The sequence below is a fragment of the Sphingobium sp. B8D3A genome (genome assembly GCF_025961995.1).
Lineage (GTDB): Bacteria > Pseudomonadota > Alphaproteobacteria > Sphingomonadales > Sphingomonadaceae > Sphingobium.
Genome location: NZ_JAOQOS010000001.1, coordinates 776,456 through 797,079, shown reverse-complemented (window position 1 = coordinate 797,079; position 20,624 = coordinate 776,456). Strand labels below are relative to the sequence as shown.

The following is a 20,624-nucleotide window of genomic DNA, read 5'->3' as shown; positions in this document are numbered from 1 at the left end:
TCCCAGATCATTTTGGCGATCGATCGTCAACATCACCAACCAATCCGCACACCAAACGCACCATTGATGCCTTCGCCGATGTTGGTCTGGGTCCAGTATTTTTCATTGAACAGGTTGTTGACGTTGCCCAGGAACGTCACCTTGCGGCGACCGACCAGCGTCTCATACTGAAACCCAGCATTGGCCACAGTGTAAGACGGAATGACGAGACTGTTAGCGTCGTTTGTCGGAGCCTTGCCAATGTACCGCACATTGCCGTGCAAGCTGAGGCCTGGAACCCCGGGAACATCATATTGCGCGTTGCCAGTTACCTGCCATTTAGACGCGCCGCCGGGTGTATTGCCCAGCAGCGTTTCATTTCCCGCCGATACATCGCGGATGGACGGATCGAGCCGAAGAACGCCGAGACCCAGCTTAAGGTTAGGCATGAACCGATAGTTCGCGACAGCTTCAATGCCCTTGTAGAGCGTCAGGCCGTCCTGTGTCAGGCGGCGAGCACCGTCAAGGATCTGGTCGATGGTGGCAGCCCGTTCGATGCGGAAGCCTGCGAGCGACATGCTCAGACCTTCATGCTCATATTTCGCGCCGAGCTCATATTGGCGGCTGCGGGTTGGCTTCAGCACCTCGCCGGCGTTGGCGTATTCGCCGCCGACACGACTGCCCGGCTCCATCGCCTCGGCGTAGCTGCCGTAGATCGACACATAAGGTGCTGGCTTGTAGATGAGCGCGAAAGTGGGGGTCACTGCAGACGTGCGATAGGATGAATCCACTGACGGATTTCCATCCACATCAAGCAGCTTGTACCGGGTATAGCGCGCGCCGATTACAGCCTGCACCTGCTCGCCGAAATGCACAGTGTCACTGAGAAACAGACCGCGCTGACGGTCCTTCGTAGGCCAACCCTCGGTATCAAAGTACAAAGCGCGCGTTACCAGAAACGGCTGATCCTGGTAGACCGATCCGTTGAAGTCATTGCCCCAGTAATAATTTCGGTCGTTGAACCCGAACAGGCTGTCGGTCGCGAGATAGGATGCCCCAGCGACGATCTCGTGGCGGATCGATCCTGTCGTAATATCGCCCTGCGCGAGAAACTGGGCAAAGTGATTCCTGTCCAGCTCGGCGAAGTTGTAGGCGTAGCCGTTATAGTCACCGTCCGCGTTCTGCATGTACACGAACATCTTGTTCGAATGATGCCGCTTGCTCGTATATCCATAGGTCAGTCGCGCAGACCAGCCGGGAGCGAAAGACCAATCAAGACCCGTAGCCGTCGCAAGTGTCCGCGCCTTGTAGAAGCTGTTGGCGACATTCAAGTTATCATAATCGTAGGTAGGCCGGGGGAGCTTGTTCCCGACATACTCGTCCCAGTAAAACTGGAATGGCTCGTGCTCTAGATTGCTGTCTTCATAGGTGGCGCTGGCGTACCATTTGAGATCGGGGCTGAACGCATAATCGAGCGCCAGAGATGCGACAAAGCGATTGACCCCTGCCTTATTGTAGGCCGTGCCCTTTTCTCCGGCCAGATTGACGCGATAGCCAAGGCGGCCGTCTTGTGTAAGCCGCCCACCCGCATCGGCTTTTGCGTAAAAGACACTATTGGTGCGGTAGCCGACTTCCGTGGTCAGCATCGCTTCGGCCGTAGGGCGCTTGGTGCGATAGGCGATGACGCCACCTGGCGCGCCGATGCCGTACATGAAGCCGGTGAGGCCCTTGAGCGCGGAGACGCTTTCGATCGGTTCCAGCGGAAAGTCCCCGCCCCAGTAGAGCAGGAGGGGAACATCATCGATATAATAGTTACGAACGCCTAATCCTCTGATTTGCGTCCCCCACCAGTTGACCGCTCCCGATGGCGCAGAGGAATAAACCGACGGATCGTTCTGGAAGACTTGCCCGATGCTCGTGACCTGACGGCGGGCGATATCCGACTGATCGACAAGGGTTATGGAATAAGGCGTGTCGAGCAGCGTTTTCGCGCCCAAGGCGCCATTGCTGGCCGATCGAGTCTGGTCTTCGTCAGAGCGATGACCGGTAACGAATATCGTTCTTCTCGCGTCCTCCGCCGCTTCTTCATCCGGCGCCGCAGCCTCGGCGGCATGCGCGCGCGGCGCGATTACAGAAACCAGCACCAGCGACAGAGAGAAAATCGGCGCAATAAACTTTGGCATTAGAACCCCCTACAGATGCAGGCGCCGTAATATTATGTATATTGCGAGTCAATATCATTATTTCGAAGCGTGATACTGATGGTTCTCTCCTCTCCTTCGGGATTGGATGTCTGTACAACCAGGCCTGCGACCGGCCGTCTTATACGATCCCCTACTTGCTGGCAGAACATGACCGCCCTGGCGGGACAAAACCCGGTCAGTGACAACGTGCAGCGCGTGCTGCGCCCCCGCCATGGAGTATCACCTCCCATCCAGTCTCAATTCCAACGGTTCCTGCTAATTGCAAACTATTGCAACTCATTATCGATTAAGCGATAGGATGCAGGCGGGATCGCGGCTACTCCGACGGAGAGGCTCAAAACAGCAGGATTCTTAGATCGTGAGTGCTAATGTCATGGCGAGAAATGGTGGAGCAAAGGCTTCGGTCTCATGGGCCCAAGCGGTTAGAACAGCTAACCGTTTCGCAGCCGCAATCCTTGGTGGCTATCTGTTTGCTTATGGTTTCACTGCGCTGGCGACGTTCATTGGCTTTGGCCTGGGCCTCCCGTTTTCGGAGGCACAGGTGCTCGCATGGATGCTTGGAGCCTTAGTCTATCTGGGTGCGATGCTGTGGGGTTTCGTGCCGCGCACCGCAGCAACGGCCTGGGCCGTCCTTGCAGGTGGCGGTGCAGCAATGGGATCGGCCGCCTGGGCGCTTTCGCGTCTGACAGTCTGAGCGGGAAGGAACAATCGATGCGTGAGACATTCCGGCTATCGATGGCCTATCTGCACACTTGGCTCGGCCTTGTGGTTGGCTTCGTACTGATGGCCGTCTTCTTCTTTGGGTCGCTTTCCGTGTTCGACCGCGAGATCGACCGGTGGAGCGTCCCGGAGACGCGCGCACAGGCAGCGCCCTTTCCCTCGTTTGATCGGTCCGTGCTGCCCGTCATCGCATCGGTGAAGCCCGATGCCGAGAGCATCGAGCACACGGCCGCAGAGGTCATCGGCGCCTTGCCTCCGGCCGATGCGATGAAGGTCGGCGATGTCGGTGTTTATACCAATCACCGCGATCCCATTTTGCGGATGTACGTGGCCTTTGATGTGCCCAACAAGCCGCGCGACGCCAACCTGGATCATGTCCATGTGTATGGCTTTGCGGCCGTCGATCCACAGACAGGCGAACGTCTGCCTGCCGATGTTCAGGATCGGCTCAATCTTGGCACCGGCTTCTTCTTCCCCATGCATTATATGCTCCACCTTGACTGGATGGAGATCGGCTACTGGATTGTCGGTCTGGCGGGCATGGTCATGATGGCATTGCTCGTCTCCGGCGTGGTGATGCATCGCAAGATCTTTCGCGAGTTGTTCACCTTCCGCCCGGAAAAGGCGCGACTGCGCTCGATGCTCGATCTTCACAACATGACGGGCGTTCTGGCGTTGCCATTCCTCTTCGTCATCACGCTGTCGGGCCTGCTCATCTTTGCCTATATGTATCTGCCATCTCCCACGAGCCTCATGCGCCCGCTGGCGAAGGCTCAGGAACTGGTGGAAGCGTCCGGAACCGGACTGCCCGTCGACCCGTCAGGCCGGCCCGGTGAACTCGCATCCGTCGATGCGATGATGGACGCTGCAAAGGCGCGCTGGACGGCCAAGGGTGTGCCCGGCGAAGTCGGATCGGTGGTGATCGTCCATTATGGCGATGCCGATGCTTATGTCTCGATCGCGCGTGACAATGTCGATCGTGTTGCGACGAGCGAGACCCTTCACTTCAAGGGAAGCACCGGGGCGCTGCTTTACGAGGATCCGCCAGCGAGCGGCATCCGCACGACGGAAGGATTCCTCTACGGGCTGCACTTCCAGCAGTTCCGCCACTGGCCGCTGCGCTGGCTGTTATTCGCGGGCGGTCTGGCAGGCTGTGCCTGCATTGCGACCGGCTTTTTGTTCTTCGTCGAGAAGCGCAAGAAGAAGCATGCGGCCACCGGCGCTCCCGGTGCGCGCATCGCGGAGGCCTTCGCCGTCGCCAGCGTGACCGGCATGCTGATCGCGACCGGCACGATGATGGTGGCGAACCGATTGCTCCCCACAAGCCTGCCGGGGCATGGCGCCTGGCAGGAGGGCATTTTCTGGCTGACGTGGCTCGCGACGCTGGGCCATGCCGCTCTGCGGTCCCGCGCGTCGGCCCATATCGGCGTCTCGCCAGCATGGGCCGAACAATGCTGGCTGGTGGCTCTGCTGGCTGTGGGTGCAGCCATTGCCAACTGGGCGACGACCGGCGATCATCTTATCGCGACGATCGCAAATGGATATTGGCCAGTGGCGGGCGTCGACCTCGTCCTTCTCGCGACAGCAGGTGTCGCTGCCTACACGGCAGTTCGCCTGAGCGCCCGTGCTGAACGGCTTGCGCGGATGCCATCGGCGATCGGGAAGCCAGCCCATGTCTGACGCCGTTCTGCTCACTCTCGCGCTGCTCGCTGCCATCATCGGCATGGCTGGCTTTGCGGCCGCGAACGACACGCACTGGCGACAATTGTTCCGCGAACGCCCGCAGTCAGCCGGCGCGCGCGCATTTTGCCAAGCTTCTGGTACGATGCTGCTCGGCATTTCCTTTGCGTTTTGCGCAATGGCCGACCCTATCTCGATGGCGTTTCTGGTCTGGCCGATGCTGCTCGGCGTGGCCGCCGCCATCGTTGCGGCGTACCTGACGTTCAAAGGGCGCTCTCAGCGCGGATAGAAGAAGAGCGGCTTCGGGCCGGTCGCTTCCGGGCATCGGGTGACATTGGCCCGTCGTTCAACGGCGCGGCCATCACCCGTTCGGTTTGCGCCGCCCAAGGCTGTTTAGCACCGCCAGTTTGGCAGCGGTGGAAGTTGCGGAGCGTTGCATCGGGGGTGGGTCTGGAAGATCGCCGCATTCGCAAAGCCGCTCTAGGCAGCCTGCGCTCATCGCCTCGCGACTCCCTATGAGCCGCTCAGTTGCCCGACGGTCAAGGTCAGGGACGCCCCATGTTCACGTCTGGCGCGCTCCGAGCCGGACAGCACCGCCGATCAAGTCCGGGAATGGTTTGAGAGACTATTTTCCCGCCTTCAATACGGGGAACATTGCTCGTGAGCAGCGCGCTCTGACCGGCAAGTGCTTGGTAGCGAAGGCCCGCACACGCTGAGCTTTTCAGTCACATCCTGTGGCACGAGACGCTTTGCCGGCCATCGCAACGGATGAAACGACCGGGAAGGCCAGGGTCGGAGCGACGCAGCGTCGCAACAGGACCAAAGCCTTCCCGGATTTTCCAATGAGCGACGCGCCTCCGCGCCGCTCCCTCTTGTCAGAAACGCACGCCCAGAGTTGCCATGACGTTACGCGGTGCGCCGACGAAGCAGTCGCCGCGCGCCAGACAGGACGCGAAATATTTTTCGTTGAGAAGGTTGGTCGCGTTGAGGGCGATGCGCCAGTTGTTTTTGCTGATTTCCACCAGCGCATCCACGGTGGTCCGGGACGGCGTGACGATCGACCAGACCGTGCTGGTTGAAACACTCTTGCCGCTATAGACGACGCCGCCACCCAAGCGCAGTTGCGCCTCACCAGCTAGCCCGAAGGTCTTGGTGGACCACAGTGACGCGGTATGACGGGGCATATAGTCGAGGTCGGTATTGGTTTCGGACTCGAGCTTGGAATAGCCATAATTGGCCAGCAGCTCGAAATTACCGGGCAGGGTGTGGCTGGCCTCGATCTCGAACCCCTCTGTGTTGAGTTCACCCGACTGGGCCGTGCCGCCTGCTGCGAGATAGAGAACGCGGTTGCGCTCCTTGATTTTGAAGACCGTGGCCGTGACCAGCGTGCTGGGAGCCGGCTGCCACTTCACGCCGGCCTCAAATTGCGTGCCGGTCTGCGGGCGATAAGGTGCGCCAAACGTGCCGTCGCCATTGTCGATGGAGCCCGCGACAGGCAGGAAGCTTTCCGTGTAGCTGAAGAAGGGCGAGATGCCGGCGCCGATCTCGCCGATGATGCCAGCGCGGAAGGTGGTGGCCTTGTCCTCCTGACCCGCAGAGTTCGTGACGCGGTCACGGCGAGCGCCCAGCACAACCGAGACGCGATCATAAAAGCGGATCTGATCCTGGACATAGATGCCCAGCTGCTTCTGCGACTGCGCGGTGAACGGGCCGGACGGCTCGTAAGTCAGGAGCGCATCATAGTCGATGTCGTAGAGATCCACGACCTCCACACCGGCAGCATAGCGCTTGGCGACCTCGTTCCAGCTATAATCAATGCCAACGAGCAGCTTATGCTCGATATTCGCGCCTGTGTTGAAGTTGAATTGCAGGTTATTGTCGGTGGAGAAGACATTCATCCGCGCGTCGCTGGCATCGGCATAGAGTCCAATAGTCCGCCCGTCGGTGCCGTAGACCGAGAATGGATCGGTCGGATTGCTATAGCTGTCGGCGTAGTGGGTCTTATATTCAAGATTGCTATCGATATAGCGGGCCTTCAGGCTCAGCGTGATAGTGTCAGAGAAGTTGTGCGTGATGAAGCCGCCGCCTTGCAAGGAGCGTCCGGCGTAGCGGTCCCACCCGGCCTTACCGACAAATGTATATCGATCCAGCTTGCCAGAGGGATTGGCAGCATTGGGCAGAAACGTGCCGACGATCGGCAGAAACTGGGAGGTCGATCCGGTATCGTCCTCCTGATAGAGGCCTGTCAGCACGATATCCGTGTCAGGGGTAGGCTGCCAGCGGATCGAAGGCGCGAACATCACGCGATCGTCGGGAACATGATCGACATAGGTGTCGGCATCGCGGACGCGGCCCACGGCGCGGATCGCCAGATTGTCGGCCAGCGCGATGTTGACATCGCCCAGCGCCTCCTTGCGGTCGTAGCTACCATATACGAGGCTCAACTCGCCACCCGTCCGGAACTCGGGCGTCTTGGATACGAGGTTGACCAGGCCGCCGATCGATCCCTGGCCAAACAGCACCGACGCCGGGCCGCGGACGATTTCCACGCGGGAGAAGTTGTACGGGTCCGCGGTGATGCTGGCATAATAAGAAAAGATGTCGCGCATGCCGTCGCGGAACTGGAGCGCATCCAGCCCGCGCACGTTGAAGCCGTCTACGCGCGTATCGCGGCCATAAGGATTGGCAAGGACACCTGCGGCATATTTTACCGTGTCGGAGATGCTGATTGCGCCCTGCGCGAGATATTGCTCAGATGTGATGACCTTGATCGGCTGAGGCAGCTCGATGAGCGCTGTATCGGTCTTTGTACCGGTTCTAGCGGCGGTCACGATAATCGCATCGCCATTCTCGTCCGCTGGCGCGACTTCGTCGGCCCATGCCGCCTGGCTCGCGCAAAGGCCCGCCAGTCCCACCATCATAATCATCTTCGCCATTGTACGCCCCTTCACTGTCGCTGCGCTTCTTGCGTGCAAGCCCCTAGAGTTTATGCGACTGCCTATCAATAGCGTTTTTGATCCGGGAGCGAGGGGTGATGGATGGGAATATCGTCTGTTTTAACAGCAACTCGGGATGAATGCCGCTCGACACTGTACCTGCTACGGATCCCATGAGGCACACTTTGACCCTTCTTGGATCAAGAGGGTCGGCATTGAAGTCCCTCGTTTGACCACACCAGCAGGCGATGCGGGCTGCCGAAGCAGCGGATGTCGAGACGGACTGCGGCACGGCGTGAGTTCCGGCATCTCTTGATGCCGCGAGAAGTACGCAGCCAGCGAGCCTTCGCTCTTCCTTATTTCTACCGCGCGCCGGGGGCTGTTGATAGTCCGGGAGACAGGAAGAACTCGACCGGGACCACAAATTCAATAGTCTCCCTGCCTTGTGGGCTGGTGCCGGGCGGCAAGCGCTATCGCGACAATGAAGGCGTGTTCGAGGCAACAACCGATGCCGAGGGCGTGGCCACGGTGAACTGGCCGATGGCGGGCATGATCTGGCTCAATGCCTCGCTGAGCGACGACAAGCCGGCTACTCCGCGCTTCACGGCGCGGCGGATGAGCTACACCGCCACGCTGGAAGTGATGGCACCCTGAGCGTGTTCGGCGCCGTCCCGCGCATCGTCGTGCCCCCGATCCAGTCCGGCGCCCTCGCCGGGATCGACCCGGGCGCGCCGGTGCGGGAGATTGGCGGTGAAACCATGGGCACCATCTGGCGGGCGCGCTTCTGCGCCCCGCGCAACGTGGATGCCGATGCGCTCAAGCAGGATGTGCAGGCACGGCTCGATGCCATCGTGGCGGATATGAGCCATTGGGCGCCGGATTCCGCCCTCAGCCGCTTCGGCGCGGCGCCGGCTGGGCAGTGGACCACCTTGTCCGCCGATTTTGCCACCGTGATGGCGGCGGGCCTCGCTCTTGCGGAACGCACCGACGGCGCGTTCGATCCGGCCATCGGGCGATTGACGGACCTCTACGGGCTTGGTCCCAACCCCGCGCAAAGCGACCCGACGGACGAGGCGATTGCGCAGGCGCTGACGCAATCGGGCTGGCGACACCTCGCTTTCGAGGCAGGGACGCGGCGGCTGCGCCAGCCGGGCAGCCTGTGGCTGGACCTCTCCGGCATCGCCAAGGGCTATGCCGTCGATGCGGTGGCCGACCTGCTGGCCGGTCATGGCGTGGTGCATTGCCTCGTTGAAGTGGGCGGCGAACTGGTGGGTCGCGGGATGCGTCCGGATGGCGACCCGTGGTGGGTCGACCTTGAAATTCCGCCGTCCATGCGCGCCCGCCCGATCCGCATCGCCCTGCATCAACTGGCCGTGGCGACATCCGGCAATTATGTGCGCGGCGCCCACACGCTCGATCCGCGCACCGGGCGGCGGGTGGAGAACGGCGTGGCCTCGGTCAGCGTCCTCCACGCCCGTGCCATGAATGCCGACGCCTGGGCCAGCGCGCTCACCGTGCTCGGACTGCACGCTGGCGCCGCCTTGGCGATCCGCGAAGGGCTGGCCGTCCACATGCTCGCCCAGGACGGCGCGACGACCCGCGAGTGGATCAGCCCTGCGCTGGCAGAGATGCTGGGCGACTGAGCCGCCCCCCTATTTAGCGCTCACTTCCCCATCTCATTGGGATCGAACTTCAGCATCGCCGCACTTTTGAGCGCCGGGTCCGTGTCCCCAATCCACGTGGATTGGCGGCTTCTCATGAGTACGAAGCAGATTCCACTCCGCCGAACCGCAAAAACGGAAGATTAGGCGGCACGGCACGACGCAATCAGGATATGGCCGGGCGTCGTTAGATTAGGTTGGTGACATTCAAAGGAGATGTGAATGTCCCTCAATTCGCTCATCGAGTTAGATCGGGCGCACTGGATACACCCTGTCGCTCCATGGCGTGACCATGAGGAGCGCGGCGTAACGGTCCTGCGCTCTGGCAAAGGCGCCTATCTGACCGATATCGAAGGCCATGAGCTGCTCGACGGGTTCGCCGGGCTCTGGTGCGTCAATGTCGGCTATGGTCAGGAGAGCATCGTTGCCGCCGCGACCGAGCAGATGAGGCGCCTGCCCTACGCGACGGGCTATTTCCACTTTGGCAGCGAGCCTGCCATCCTGCTTGCCCAGAAGCTCGCCGAACGGGCGCCGGGCGATCTCGATCACGTCTATTTCACGCTGGGCGGTTCGGACGCGGTGGACGGGGTCATTCGCTTCATCCGCTATTATTACAATGCGACCGGCCGGCCGTCGAAGAAGCACATGATCGCGCTGGACCGCGGCTATCATGGCTCCTCAACCACCGGCTCAGGCCTGACCGGCCTGCCCTCCTTCCATCTCAACTTCGACGTGCCGGGGCCGACCCAGCATCATATCGCGCCACCCTATGCGTATCGGTCGGATGCGGCGAACGATGCCGAGTTGATCGCGCTGTGCGTGGCGGAGCTGCGGGCGAAGGTCGAGGCCCTGGGCGCGGAGAATGTCGCTGCCTTCTTTGCCGAACCGGTGATCGGTTCGGGCGGTGTCATCGTACCTCCGCGGGGCTGGCTCGCCGCCATGCAGGCGACCTGCCGCGATCTCGACATCCTGTTCATTGTCGACGAAGTGATCACCGGATTCGGCCGCACCGGCCCTCTGTTCGCCTGCGAGCATGAGGGGGTTGAGCCGGACTTCATGACAGTCGCCAAGGGCCTGACGGCCGGCTACGTGCCCATGGGGGCGCTGTTCATGTCCGATCGCATCTATCGAGCCATCGCCGACAACACGCCCTCGGACGTCCCAATCGGCCATGGCCAGACCTATTCCGGCCACCCGGTCAGCGCTGCGGTCGGCCTTGAAGTTCTGCGGCTGTACGAGGAAGGCGGCTTGCTCGCCAATGGCCAGAAGGCCGGCGCTCATTTCGGCACACGGCTTCAGGAACTGCGCGATCATCCGCTGGTGGGCGACGTGCGTTCGCTCGGCCTGCTGGCCGGCGTCGAGCTCGTCACCAACAAGGTGACAAAGGCGCGCCCCGCCAAGGAACTCGCCCTGCCCGATCGCATGGCGCGGATCGGCTATAAGAACGGGCTGATTTTCCGGGCGTTTGGCGATGGCATCATCGGGTTCGCGCCGCCAATCTGCATCACGGTTGACGAGGTCGACCTGCTGGTTGACCGCTTCCGCCAGACCCTGGACGAACTGCTTACCATCAAGGAGATCCGCGATGCGGTTGACTGATTTCAAGGCCCTTTCTTTCGATTGCTACGGGACCTTGATCGATTGGGAATCGGGCATGGTCGAGGCGCTGAGCGGCCTCGTCGCGCGCGCCGGCGTGCAGCTCTCGCGCAACGAGATCCTACAGGCCCACGCGCGCCACGAGTCCGAGCAGCAGGCCCAGACGCCGGGCAAGCTCTACCGCGATCTTCTGCCGATCGTGTACAAGCGCCTCGCCGAGCAGTGGGGCGTGCCGGTGACGGTCGAGGAGTGCGAGGAATATGGTCGGTCGGTGCGCGATTGGCCCGCTTTCGTGGATTCCCCTGGCGCGCTTCAATATCTCAAGAAATATTACAAGCTGATCATCCTCTCGAACGTGGACAATCGCACCTTCAGCTACAGCAATGCCCGGCTCGAAGTCGATTTCGACGCCATTTATACGGCCGAGGATGTCGGTGCTTACAAGCCGTCGGACGCAAACTTCGACTATATGAAGGCGCATCTGGCCGATCTGGGGCTGGAGGCCGGCGATGTGCTCCACACCGCGGAAAGCCTGTTCCACGATCACCTCCCCGCCAATCGGCATGGCCTGGCGAGCTGCTGGATCTTCCGCCGCCACGCGCAGGAAGGTTTCGGGGCGACCATGACCCCGGAAAAGGCCCCCGACATCGATTTCCGCTTCAATTCGATGGCCGACTTGGTGAAAGCTCACCAGGAAGAAATCCGCAACGGATAACACCCGCCCGAGGGAGGTCGCTCACGCCGATGATCAACGCGCCGAAGTTGGATCGTATCGACATCAACATCCTGGCCGAGCTGCAACGCAGCGGCCGGATCACGAACGCCCAGCTCGCCGACAAGGTGGGCCTGTCACCAAGCCCTTGCCTCTCGCGGGTCAAGCGGCTGGAAACGGCGGGCTACATCTCCGGCTACAGCGCGATCATCAACCTCTCGAAGGTCGGCGGCAGCCAGATCGTTTTTACCTCCGTCACGCTGGGCGATCATCGGCGCGCGGACTTCGCCAAGTTCGAGCAGAAGATCGCCCAGTTCGAGGAACTGGTCGAGTGCCACCTCGTGAGCGGTGGCTTCGACTATATGCTGAAATTCGTCGTGCGTGGCATCGCGGAATATCAGGAGATGATGGAGGAGATATTGGAGAGCAATATCGGCGTCTCCAAATATTTCTCCTACATCGTGATCAAGTCCGCTGTCGTGCGCGGCCAGCCGCCGGTCAAGCTGCACGTTCCTTCAATGCGCTGACAGAGACAGCAAAGCTTGATCGCCTCTCTTCCGAAGAGAGGGGTTTTCACGCCAACCGCTCTGCTACGGCCCTGCCGCATGTGGCGGTGTCCGCCTTCCCGCCCAGGTCGCGGGTTCGCAATTCATCCTGCGCCAGCACGTCCTCGATGGCACGCAGGACTGCGTCGGCAGCCGCCTGCTCGCCGAAATGCTCCAGCATCAGCGCGCCGCACCAGATCTGGCCGATGGGATTGGCGATCCCCTGCCCCGCAATGTCCGGCGCGGAGCCATGGACCGGCTCGAACAGCGAGGGCACCGAGCGGTCGGGATTGATGTTGCCGCATGGCGCGATGCCGATCGTGCCCGTGCAGGCTGGGCCAAGGTCCGAGAGGATATCGCCGAACAAGTTGGAGGCGACCACCACGTCAAACCGATCCGGGTTCATCACGAACTGCGCGGCCAGGATGTCGATGTGATATTTGTCCGTTCGCACCTCTGGAAAGGCCCGTGCCATCTCCTCGACGCGACCATCCCACCACGGCATGGTGATGGCGATGCCATTGGATTTAGTGGCCGAGGTCAGATGCCGCTTAGGCCGCTTGAGCGCTAGGTCGAAAGCATAGCGCAGGATGCGGTCGGTGCCGAAGCGGGTCATCACCGTCTCCTGCATCACGACTTCACGGTCCGTGCCGGGAAAGGAGATGCCGCCGATCGCGCTATATTCGCCTTCGGTATTCTCGCGCACGATCATCATGTCGATGTCGCCAGGCGCGCGACCCGCCAACGGGCAAGGCACGCCGGGCATCAGCCGCACTGGGCGCAGATTGACATATTGGTCATATTCCCGGCGGAACTGGATGAGCGAGCCCCAGAGCGAGACATGGTCGGGCACCGTGTCCGGCCAGCCGACCGCCCCGAAAAAGATCGCGTCGACATCGCCGATCTGCGCCTTCCAGTCGTCCGGCATCATCGCGCCGTGCTGGGCATAATAATCGCAACAGGCGAAATCATGCCATTGCTGCTCGATGGTGAAGCCATGGGCTTTGGCGGCGGCTTCCAGCACCCGGATGCCCTCGGGCACGACTTCCTTGCCGATTCCGTCCCCGGGAATCACCGCGATCTTGTAATGGCGCGTCATGTGCGTGCGCTGCTCCTCTCGGTCTGGTTTCAAGCCGCCGGTTTCAAGCCGGCCCAATGGAACGTCTTGATCTCGAGATATTCCTCAATGCCTTCCGCGCCGCCCTCGCGGCCGAGGCCGGATTGCTTGGTCCCGCCAAAAGGCGCCATCTCCATCGCCAGCGTGCCGGTGTTGAGGCCCACCATACCGAAATCGAGCGCCTCGCCCACGCGCCAGGCGCGGTGGAGATCATTGGTGTAGAAATAGGCCGCAAGACCGTAAGGCGTGGCGTTGGCCAAGGCGATCGCTTCCTCCTCATCCTCGAAGCGGAAGATGGGCGCGACGGGACCGAACGTCTCCTCGCTTGCGAGCAGCATCGTCTCGGTTGCACCGGTGAGAACCACCGGTTGCGTATAGCCTTCGGGAGCTTCGGCCGACGCCGCAATGCTGGCGCCGTGGGAAAGCGCGTCCGCAACGTGCGCGGCGACCTTCGCCTTGGCTGCGGCGTTGATGAGCGGGCCAATGGTGGTGCCTTCTGCCGTGCCGGAGCCGACCCGCAACGCCGCCACGGCCTGCCCGAGCCGCGCGACGAAGGCATCGTGAATGCCCGATTGCACGAGCAGGCGATTGGCGCAGACGCAGGTCTGGCCGGCATTGCGGAACTTGCTCGCCATCGCACCTTCGACGGCTAGGTCAAGATCGGCATCGTCAAACACGATGAACGGCGCATTGCCGCCCAGCTCGAGGCTCAGCTTCTTCACTGTGTCGGCGCATTGCCGCATCAGCAGCGATCCCACCCGGGTCGAACCGGTGAACGACAATTTACGCACGACCGGGCTACCGGTCAGTGCTGCGCCAATGCTCTCGGGCAGGCCGGTCACGACGTTGAGTACCCCGGCCGGCAGCCCCGCCTCCTGCGCGAGCGCCGCGATTGCCAGAGCCGTGAACGGCGTCAACTCGGAGGGCTTCACGATCATCGTGCAGCCTGCGGCCAGCGCCGGGGCGACCTTGCGGGTGATCATCGCGGCGGGGAAGTTCCACGGCGTGATCGCGGTGCAGACCCCGATCGGCTCCTTGCGCACCAGGATGCGGCGGTCGCGCGTGGGGGCTGGCACATCGTGGCCCGAAACGCGGCGGCCTTCCTCCGCGAACCATTTGATGAAGGTGGCGGCGTAGCGGATTTCTCCCGCCGCCTCGGGCAGTGGCTTGCCTTGCTCGGCGGTCATGATGCGCGCCAGATCGTCGACATTCTCCATCACCAGCGCGTGCCAGCGCTCCAGGATCGCGCATCGCTCGCCGGCCGTGCGCGCGCGCCAGTCCGGCAGCGCCGCGTCCGCCGCCTCGATGGCGCGATGCGTATCAATGTCGTCGCAAGCCGGCACCGTGCCAATGGCCACATCGTCCACGGGATCGGTCACCTTCAGCCGGCCACCGGACACCGCCTCGATCCACGCCCCGCCGATCAACGCGCGCTCGATCAACAAGTCGGTCCTGACCAGTCCCGCAATGCCCCTTCCGGCCACAACTGCATTCATCGGCACACAACTCCTGTCTGTCGGCCGATTTTAGGGAGGCAGCGCACGGTCCGGCTGTTCGATTCTCGCAGGACGCGGCAGATCGGCCCGAAAATCCTGTCTGCTTCGGAACAAGATTGCGCGGCGGATGTGACACAGGCCACAGACCGAACGAACGACACAGGAAAGGAAGATCATGTCCGAAGCGAAGGATGAAGCGACTTATGACGACTGGCAGCGGCTCGACATCCGCGTCGGGACGATCCTCGACGTGCAGCCCTTTCCTCGGGCGCGCAATCCTTCCTACAAGGTCCAGGTGGACTTCGGCGCATTCGGTACGCGCTGGTCGAGCGCGCAGATCACCAGCTATGCACCCGAAGCGCTGATCGGCACGCAGGTCTGCTGCGTGGTCAACTTCGCCCCGCGCAACATCGCCGGCTTCCAGTCCGAGATCCTGATCCTCGGCGCGCGCGACACCGATGGCAACGTTATCTTGCTGACGCCTCGCAGCGCCGTGCCGATCGGGGAAACGGTGTTTTAAAGGGGCCTTGGCGCCCCTTTTCGGTCGAGCGAAGTCGACACACGAACGGATGTTGTAAAGAGCTAAATGCACGATGATCAATTGTGCGGGGGCCCCTCCTCAAACGCAAAGGGCCCGGGAGTTGTCTCCCGGGCCCCGCATCGCTCGGGGGGGCGAACTCAGAATTTGAAGTTGAGGCGAGCGTAGTAGAAGCCGCCCTGCCAATCGACGACCGAGTCCGTCCGGTAGATCCGGCCAGCCGTAGGCTGGAGCAGATCCGGCGCGGGATAGTGATCGAGGATGTTGCGCGCGCCGACGGAGATGGTGAAGCTCTCGTCGAACGTGTAGCTCGCCTCCAGATCGATCTGGGCCTGCGTCTTGAAGGACTGGGTGGGATTGGCGACCGTCTCCGACGGCGCCGTGGCCATGGCCGTATAGGGACCGAACAGGTTGGCCCGCGCCATGAGCGAGACCGCGCCCATGCTATGGACCGCCGACAGCGTCCCGCGCCAGCGTGGCGCCGCGTTGCGGAAGTTGTAGTCCTGATAGACGGTAAACAGCGACGGGATCTTGAGGCTCTCGATCTTGTACCAGTTGGCGTTGAAGCTGGCGGCGAAGTTGGTCTTCATGCCCCCGCCCCAACGATGGTCGTAGGTCAGGATCGCGTCGAAACCGCGCGTGTCGGAATCGAAGGCGTTCTGGAAGAAGTTGACGCTGGCGATGCTATCCGCGCCGACCACGCCCGCCGCGATCATCTGCACCTTGAGCGCGTCCGTCACCGCGACATTGCGCGTGGAGTAGAAGGCGTCGCGGATCTTGATGATATAGCCGTCGAGCGAGAGGCTGAGGCCCGGCATCGGTGCCAGGGTCAGGCCCAGCGTGTAGTTGGTGGACTTCTCAGGCTCCAGTTCCTTCGCGCCCAGGAACTGGGACACGGGATTGGTGGCCGGGAAGAGGCCGGCCTGCGTAAACACGCCATTGACCGTTCGGATCGAAACCGATGTGGTATTGATGAGGCCCGGGGACGGCGCGTGGAAGCCCGTGCCGATCGAGCCGCGCATCGCGATGCCGGGCGTGAGCTCGTAGCGGAAGGCCGCCTTGCCGTTCACCGTGTTGCCGAAGTTCGAGAAATGCTCAAAGCGGCCGGCAAGGTCGACGAACAGCCCCTTGATGGGGTCGGTCGACAGTTCGAGATAGGCCGAGACGCTTTTGACACCCCAAGTACCGGCGGCCGAGGGCGGCACGCCGTTCACGCCGTTCGAACCCACCGGCAACACATTATAGGCGGGGTCAATGCCGGCAAAGCCATCGGCCGTGCCGGCCTGGTAATTGGCGCAGTTGATGCCCTTGTTGGTTGGCGCGCCGGGGTTCAATGTCCGGGTCGCCTCGTTGCAGAAATCGAACGGATCGGTCGCCGCGAACGGTCCCCCGCGATAGGAGTCGAGCTCGCCCGGCCGGATCGTATATTCCTCGTTGCGATACTCACCGCCGAAGCTGACGACGAGCGGCGTCTCGAACGCAGCGACCGGGATCGAATAAGAAAGGTCGGCGTTCAGCGCGAGCTCGCTGTCGATGTAGGTCGAGGGCTTGAAGGAGCGCGGCGAGTTCGGGCCCAGTGAGGCATTGACCGTGTCAACGATCTCATAGGCCAGCTTGTCCCAACCGTAGCGCGCGCTGATGTCATAGCTCAGCGCATCGGAGGCGGTGGTGCCCTTGATGCCGGCGACCGCACTCCAGTCCGTTACAACCCCGGAGAAGACCGGGCTGAAGCCGGCGGGGAAGATGTCTGTGAAGGAAAACACGCTGCCGTCCTGCAGTCGGACGGGCACGCCGTTCACCGGCTGATTATTCGCCGGGTAGCGATAATTGGCATAGGCCGAGCCCTTGGATCGCGAGAAGTTGCCGAAGGCATAGACCTGCGCAGTGTCACTGATGTCGATGCCCGAGTTGACGACGGCGCGGAACGCCTCGGTCTTGGGCTGGCCCCATTTCTGCAGCGGGGTGTCCAGATCGACCAGCGCGGCATAGGCCGGGTTCGCTGCCGCATAAGCGCGAGCGTCGAAGGTGGTGCTGGTATATTGGTTGGCCCGGGTGGTGTAATCGTCTCGGCTATATTGGGCCGTGACGTTGACGAAGCCGTTTTCCGTGAGCTTCATGCCGACATTGCCCGCGACCATCAGGCTGTCGCCGTCGCCCTCATAATATTGGCCGGCCTGTGCGGTCAGCGAACCGCCATGATCGTCGTCCTTCAGCATGAAGTTGATCACCCCGGCAATCGCATCCGACCCATATTGGGCGGCCGCGCCGTCGCGGAGGACCTCGACCGATTTGAGCGCCAGCGACGGGATGACAGCAGAATCGGCTCCTTGCGCGCCGGTGCCGGAAATGGCCACGCTGGCCGACTTATGGCGGCGCTTGGAGTTCATCAGCAGCAGGGTCTTGTCTTCCGGCAGGCCGCGCAGCGTGATCGGGCGGACGAAGGTGCCGGTGCTGGAGTTGGGCTGGCGCGTAACGTTGAGGGAGGGAACCAGCGTCTGCATCACCGCGACGGTGTCGGTGCTGGAGATCTTCTCGATATCCTCCTGGTTGAAGTGATCGATGGGAACAGGCGAGTCCTGAACGGTGCGCGGGGTGCCGCGCACGCCGGTCACGACGATGTCCACGTCCGCCTCTCCCGAATTGTCTGCGGGAGCCGTCTCGGTCTGCGCGATCGCTGGCATTGCGAGCGTGAGCGCTAGAAGAGACGGGGAAGCGAGACCCAAGCGTTTCGCGAAATGCTTCATGAGAACCCCTTTTTGACCGTTGCTTATCTTTGCCCCGGATCGTCTGTTGTCCGGTGGAGGATGAGGCCCCGAAAGGCCGGCCGCCATGAGGGGAATAGTAAGGTCGGGCCCATGAGCGAGTGTTGCCGTTTTTTGACGGATCGCTGGAAGAATATGCCATCGCAGCGAGCGGCAGCAGGGCGATCAATCTGAAATACGTCTTTCGTCGTATATGACCGCATGGTCGGACGATGCAGCACCACCCCGCTTCTGGAACATCCGCAAGAACCGATATTTTCTGCGGGTTTCGGTATATTGCATCCAGTCAAAAGAATCCCGCGCGCGAGGGAAGCGGGGTGACGGTGGCCCGGCTGCGAGCAGGATTGCGCGCCTGTCCCGCAGGCGGGCGGGAGACCTTTGCGCCAAAGGTCCCGCCACGAGCGATTCTGCGTGAAACGGCGAACGAAGACGTCCCTTTTCGGCATAAAATGCTTCGCCATGGCCCGCTTTCGGCAACATCGCGAAAATCGCGCTGATAGCGTTTGCTTTCCAGGCCCGGGGGGAGGATCGGGCGCTCCGCACAGGATCCAGCAAGGACCAGCGGTCAGCCTGGCGATCCTGAACAAGGGTTCGTCATGAAGGCGATGCTATCTTCCCGCTGCACGAAGGAATCATCTATGAGCGTTGGAGACAAGAATCTTGGAATGGATCGCCCGATCCAGCGGCGCGATTTCATTCAAGGCGTGGCGGTCACGGCGGGGGGCGCCATGGCGGCCGCCAGCGCCGGCCCGGCCATCGCCGCAAAAGCCCGCGCAGCCGCCTTCGCCAATGCTGACGGCTCCGCCACACCGGAGACCTACCCGCCACTGCGCACCGGCATGCGCGGCCAGCATCCCGGCGCATTCGAGGGCGCGCATGCGCTGCGCGACGGCGAGAGCTTTCCGGGCGCGGAGGATACCAAGGAAAGCTACGATCTGGTGGTGGTCGGCGGCGGCCTGAGCGGCCTTGCAGCCGCCTATTTCTTCCGCAAGCGCGCCGGCCCCAATGCGCGCATCCTAATCCTCGACAATCATGACGATTTCGGCGGCCACGCCAAGCGCAACGAGTTCCTGTACAACAGCAAGCAGCTCATCGCGAACGGCGGCTCGTCCTATATGGTGGCGCCATCCAAATGGACCTATGAATCCATCTCGCTGATCCGTGAGCTGGGCATCGAGAAGGGCACCCCCACCGACCGGGTGGACGGCCAGCTCTACCGCTCGCTCGGCATGCAGCCCGCCACCTTCTTCCGCAAGCAGGTCTATGGCGCGGACAAGCTGGTGCCCGGCGGCACACCCACCAGTCCGACCGCGCAGTGGCTGGCACAGACGCCCTTCCCCAAGCAGGTGAAGGACGATCTGCTGCGGATCACCACTGCCAGCATCGACTATATGAGTGGGCTTACCCCAGCGGAGAAGACCGCCCGGCTGCAGGCGATGAGCTATCGCGACTATCTGCTGAACGTGGCGAAGGTGCATCCCGACGTCGTGCCGCTGATGCAGGGCATGTGGTGCCTGGGTGCCGATATGGGCACGGCCTGGTTCGCCTTCTTCCGCATGCGGCCCGGCTTTCAGGGCCTCGGCCTTGAGCGGCCGGCGCTGTCGCCCGAAAGCGAGGAGCATCGGCTGGACGATTTTTCGCTGCCGGCCGGCAACAGCGACATTGCCCGCCTCATCGTGCGCGCGCTCATTCCGGATGCCCTCGCCCCGGGCGATTTCGCGGCGGTCGAAACCAAGCGGGTCAACTATGCGGCACTGGACCGCGCACAGCAACCGACACGGATCCGCCTGTCCAGCGTGGTCATCCGGGTGAAGCATGCCGCCACCGCCGGACGCCTGTTCGATCCGGACAACAGCGAATGCGAAATCACCTATATGTCCGGCGGCAAGGCGAAGCTGGTTCGCGGCGCGAATGTGGTGTTGGCCTGCATGAACAATATCGTGCCCTATCTGGTGCCGGAGCTGCCGGAGGAGCAGAAGACGGCGCTCCATGCAGCAGTCCGCGCGGTCAACCAGGAAACGAACGTGTTGTTCCGTAATTGGGAGCCCTTCGCCAAGCTCAAGACCAACGCCGTCACCTTCCCGAACAGCTTCTATGGGCGCATGAGCCTGGCCGCCCAGCGCTATTTGGGCGACCTGGTGCCTTCGCGCACGCCGTCTGAGCCCATTGTCGTGAGCTTCGGCACCGGTGCCAATTCGGGCATTTGCTCCAACAGCACCATGCTTGGCGAGCTCATGGGCGGATCGCCGCCCGAACCCGGCACACCGGCCGACGACCAGTTCCGCATGGCGCGGATGGGCCTGCTCCAGACGCCGTTCGAGCATTTCGAGCGCGCGATCCGGAGCCAGGCAGCCGCCGCGCTGAGCGGGACCGGCTTCGATCCCGCGCGGGACATCCTCGCTATCACGGTCAATCGCTGGGCGCATGGCTTCACAACCGGCCGCAATTCGCTCTTCGAGCCGGATAAGCTGGGCCAGACCTCTCCTGTCGTGACGGCGCGTGCGCCGTTCGGGCGGATCACCATCGCCAATTCGGATGCGGGTGGCGTCTCCACCGCCGGCACCGCCATTGACGAGGCGTTCCGGGCCGTGCGCGAACTCGAGCAGAACCAGATTGGCTTCTACGAACAGATTTGACGCGACGCCGGGCGATCACACATCGCCCGGCAGATAAAGGGG

At 62.3% G+C, this 20,624-nt stretch carries 15 protein-coding genes; 10 read left to right on the top strand and 5 right to left on the bottom strand.

Annotated elements, in window-relative coordinates; all coding sequences use genetic code 11:
- Window positions 1–32: 32 nt before the first annotated feature.
- Window positions 33–2,162, bottom strand: a complete 2,130-nt coding sequence (locus M2342_RS03610; protein ID WP_264578067.1) for a TonB-dependent siderophore receptor — start codon at window positions 2,160–2,162, stop codon at window positions 33–35.
- A 379-nt stretch (window positions 2,163–2,541) separates the two neighbouring features.
- Between M2342_RS03610 and M2342_RS03605 the strand changes: the two genes are divergently transcribed.
- The 3 genes from M2342_RS03605 to M2342_RS03595 are packed head-to-tail and all read left to right on the top strand — an operon-like array spanning window position 2,542 to window position 4,872.
- Window positions 2,542–2,877, top strand: a complete 336-nt coding sequence (locus M2342_RS03605) for a hypothetical protein (RefSeq protein ID WP_220128483.1) — start codon at window positions 2,542–2,544, stop codon at window positions 2,875–2,877.
- Window positions 2,878–2,894: 17 nt separating this feature from the next.
- Entirely contained in the window at window positions 2,895–4,583 is a 1,689-nt protein-coding gene (locus M2342_RS03600; protein WP_264578066.1) for a PepSY-associated TM helix domain-containing protein, read from the top strand.
- Complete coding sequence (locus tag M2342_RS03595; RefSeq protein ID WP_264578065.1) at window positions 4,576–4,872, top strand: DUF3325 domain-containing protein; 297 nt, start codon at window positions 4,576–4,578, stop codon at window positions 4,870–4,872. The genes M2342_RS03600 and M2342_RS03595 overlap by 8 nt, the downstream gene beginning before the upstream one ends.
- A 586-nt stretch (window positions 4,873–5,458) precedes the next feature.
- Here the strand turns inward: M2342_RS03595 and M2342_RS03590 are convergent.
- Window positions 5,459–7,510, bottom strand: a complete 2,052-nt coding sequence (locus tag M2342_RS03590) for a TonB-dependent siderophore receptor (RefSeq protein ID WP_413715157.1) — start codon at window positions 7,508–7,510, stop codon at window positions 5,459–5,461.
- Between the two features lie 462 nt (window positions 7,511–7,972).
- Between M2342_RS03590 and M2342_RS03585 the strand changes: the two genes are divergently transcribed.
- From M2342_RS03585 to M2342_RS03565, 5 genes are all read left to right on the top strand, one after another.
- Window positions 7,973–8,173: a DUF4198 domain-containing protein gene (locus tag M2342_RS03585; RefSeq protein WP_264578063.1), complete on the top strand. Its 201-nt coding sequence runs from the start codon at window positions 7,973–7,975 to the stop codon at window positions 8,171–8,173.
- 104 nt (window positions 8,174–8,277) lie between these two features.
- Window positions 8,278–9,162, top strand: coding sequence for an FAD:protein FMN transferase (locus tag M2342_RS03580; protein ID WP_264579978.1), 885 nt, complete (start codon window positions 8,278–8,280; stop codon window positions 9,160–9,162).
- A gap of 240 nt (window positions 9,163–9,402) precedes the next feature.
- Window positions 9,403–10,779: an aminotransferase class III-fold pyridoxal phosphate-dependent enzyme gene (locus M2342_RS03575; protein ID WP_264575446.1), complete on the top strand. Its 1,377-nt coding sequence runs from the start codon at window positions 9,403–9,405 to the stop codon at window positions 10,777–10,779.
- The gene (locus M2342_RS03570; protein WP_264575445.1) at window positions 10,766–11,491 is read left to right on the top strand and encodes a haloacid dehalogenase type II; all 726 of its coding nucleotides are present in this window, start codon (window positions 10,766–10,768) and stop codon (window positions 11,489–11,491) included. Before M2342_RS03575 ends, M2342_RS03570 begins: the two co-directional genes overlap by 14 nt.
- Window positions 11,492–11,520: 29 nt before the next feature.
- Window positions 11,521–12,015, top strand: a complete 495-nt coding sequence (locus M2342_RS03565; protein WP_264570976.1) for an Lrp/AsnC family transcriptional regulator — start codon at window positions 11,521–11,523, stop codon at window positions 12,013–12,015.
- A 46-nt stretch (window positions 12,016–12,061) separates the two neighbouring features.
- On the opposite strand, the gene M2342_RS03560 is transcribed toward M2342_RS03565, so the two are convergent.
- Both M2342_RS03560 and M2342_RS03555 read right to left on the bottom strand, forming a co-directional pair.
- A complete protein-coding gene (locus tag M2342_RS03560; protein ID WP_264578062.1) occupies window positions 12,062–13,132 on the bottom strand; it encodes a tartrate dehydrogenase in 1,071 nt (356 codons plus the stop codon).
- A 29-nt stretch (window positions 13,133–13,161) separates the two neighbouring features.
- Window positions 13,162–14,646 carry an NAD-dependent succinate-semialdehyde dehydrogenase gene (locus M2342_RS03555; protein WP_264578061.1) on the bottom strand — a complete coding sequence of 495 codons (1,485 nt, stop codon included), beginning with the start codon at window positions 14,644–14,646 and terminating at the stop codon, window positions 13,162–13,164.
- Window positions 14,647–14,821: 175 nt separating this feature from the next.
- On the opposite strand from M2342_RS03555, the gene M2342_RS03550 reads away from it, so the two are divergent.
- Complete coding sequence (locus tag M2342_RS03550; RefSeq protein ID WP_264570979.1) at window positions 14,822–15,166, top strand: tRNA-binding protein; 345 nt, start codon at window positions 14,822–14,824, stop codon at window positions 15,164–15,166.
- A gap of 158 nt (window positions 15,167–15,324) precedes the next feature.
- On the opposite strand, the gene M2342_RS03545 is transcribed toward M2342_RS03550, so the two are convergent.
- Window positions 15,325–17,928, bottom strand: coding sequence for a TonB-dependent receptor plug domain-containing protein (locus M2342_RS03545; protein ID WP_264578060.1), 2,604 nt, complete (start codon window positions 17,926–17,928; stop codon window positions 15,325–15,327).
- A 683-nt stretch (window positions 17,929–18,611) separates the two neighbouring features.
- Between M2342_RS03545 and M2342_RS03540 the strand changes: the two genes are divergently transcribed.
- Entirely contained in the window at window positions 18,612–20,582 is a 1,971-nt protein-coding gene (locus M2342_RS03540) for an NAD(P)-binding protein (protein ID WP_264578059.1), read from the top strand.
- Window positions 20,583–20,624: the final 42 nt, after the last annotated feature.